General features: G+C 71.3%; 2 protein-coding genes. One reads left to right on the forward strand and one right to left on the reverse strand.

Annotated elements, in window-relative coordinates; translation table 11 throughout:
• Positions 1 to 2 precede the first annotated feature (2 nt).
• Positions 3 to 1,448 (forward strand): NAD(P)H-hydrate dehydratase, encoded by a 1,446-nt coding sequence (locus AC1DYN_RS32385; RefSeq protein ID WP_477966875.1) that lies wholly within the window; start codon positions 3 to 5, stop codon positions 1,446 to 1,448.
• 4 nt (positions 1,449 to 1,452) lie between these two features.
• Here the strand turns inward: AC1DYN_RS32385 and AC1DYN_RS32390 are convergent.
• The coding region (locus AC1DYN_RS32390) for an ATP-binding cassette domain-containing protein (protein ID WP_477966877.1) at positions 1,453 to 1,711 on the reverse strand (259 nt) is incomplete at its 5' end.

Here is a 1,711-nt window from a genome sequence, read left to right on the forward strand (position 1 = left end):
CGCTGGCGCCGGGCACGTTGATGACCCGCGCCGGCAAGGCCGCCRCCGACTACGCGCTCGCGCTTTTAGGCGAATCAGGGGACGACCCGCGCGGCGCCGCGGTACTGGTGCTGGCAGGCCCCGGCAACAATGGCGGCGATGCACTGGAGGTGGCGGCCAACCTGGCCGAAGCCGGCGTCAACGCCACCGTGCTGCACTTGCCGGGCGACGGCAATGACGACGCGTCGAGCGAAACCGCCGCGGCCTACGAGCGCGCGCGTTCGGGCACGGTCGGCTGGCTCGACATGCTGCCACCCGATGGCCAGTGGGCGCTCGTCATCGACGGCTTGTTCGGGATCGGCCTGACCCGCGCGCTCGCCGGTGAGTACCGCGACGTGGTCGCGGGCCTGGATGACGTGCGCTGTCCAATCCTCGCGCTGGACGTGCCGAGTGGACTGGACGCCGACACGGGCGCCGTCATCGGCCCGGACGGCATCGCGGTGCGCGCGACGCATACCATCACGTTCATCGCCGACAAGCCGGGCCTGCACACGGCCGACGGGCGCGATCACGCAGGTTTGGTGCGTGTGGACACGCTCGGCGTGGATGCCGGGTCCACGGCCACGACGACAGCCATGAACGGACTGCCGGCCTTTGCGCACTGCTTTGCGGCGCGCCGCCAGAACTCGCACAAGGGCAGTTTCGGCGATGTCGCCGTGATCGGTGGCGCGCATGGCATGGCCGGTGCACCGGTGCTGGCCGCGCGCGGCGCGCTGTATGCCGGCGCGGGGCGCGTGTATGTCGCGGCGTTGAACACGCCGCCCGGCTACGACAGCAGCCAGCCCGAAATCATGTTCCGCGCGGCCGACGACCTGGATCTGTTTGGCCGCACGCTGGTGCTCGGGCCGGGCATGGGCGACTCGGTCGACGCGATCCGGCTGGTGGCCAAGGCACTCGACAGCGACTGCCCGCTGGTGCTCGACGCCGACGCGTTGAACCTGATCGGCGCCAGTCCCGACCTGCAGGCGCGCCTGGCGCAGCGGAGCGCCCCAAGCGTGCTGACGCCGCATCCGCTGGAAGCGGCGCGCATGCTCGGCATGACGGTGTCGGTGGTGCAGGCTGACCGCCTGGCCAGCGCGCGTGAACTGGCGCAGCGCATGCATGCGGTCGTGATTCTCAAGGGTTCGGGCACCGTGATCGCCGGGCCGGATGGCGCGGTGCTGATCAACCCCACGGGCAACGCAGGGCTCGCCACGGCAGGTAGTGGCGACGTGCTGGCGGGGATCTGCGGCGCGCTGCTCGCCCAGGGCTGGCCGGGCAAGGAAGCGGCGGCGGCGGCGGCCTGGCTGCATGGCGCAGCGGCCGACGCGCTGGTCGACGATGGCGTGGGGCCGATCGGCCTGACCGCCGGCGAGCTGCCAGCGGCGGTGCGCAAGGTGCTCAACGCGCAGGTGCGCGCAGGCAGCTGATTAATTATTTGACGAGGCGGCCGGCGGCGATCGTGATCGTCCGGCCGCAACGCGCGGCCATGCCCGGATCGTGCGTGACCAGCACCAGCGTCGAGCCGCGCTCGCGAYTGAGTTCGAACATCAGCCCGATGATCGATTCGCCGGTGGCGGCATCGAGGCTGCCGGTCGGCTCGTCGGCAAACAGCAGCGGCGGCTGGGTGACGAAAGCACGCGCCAGCGCGACGCGCTGCTGCTCGCCGCCCGACAAAAACTTGGGATAGTGC

The organism is Rhizobacter sp. P2_D12 (assembly GCF_056404395.1).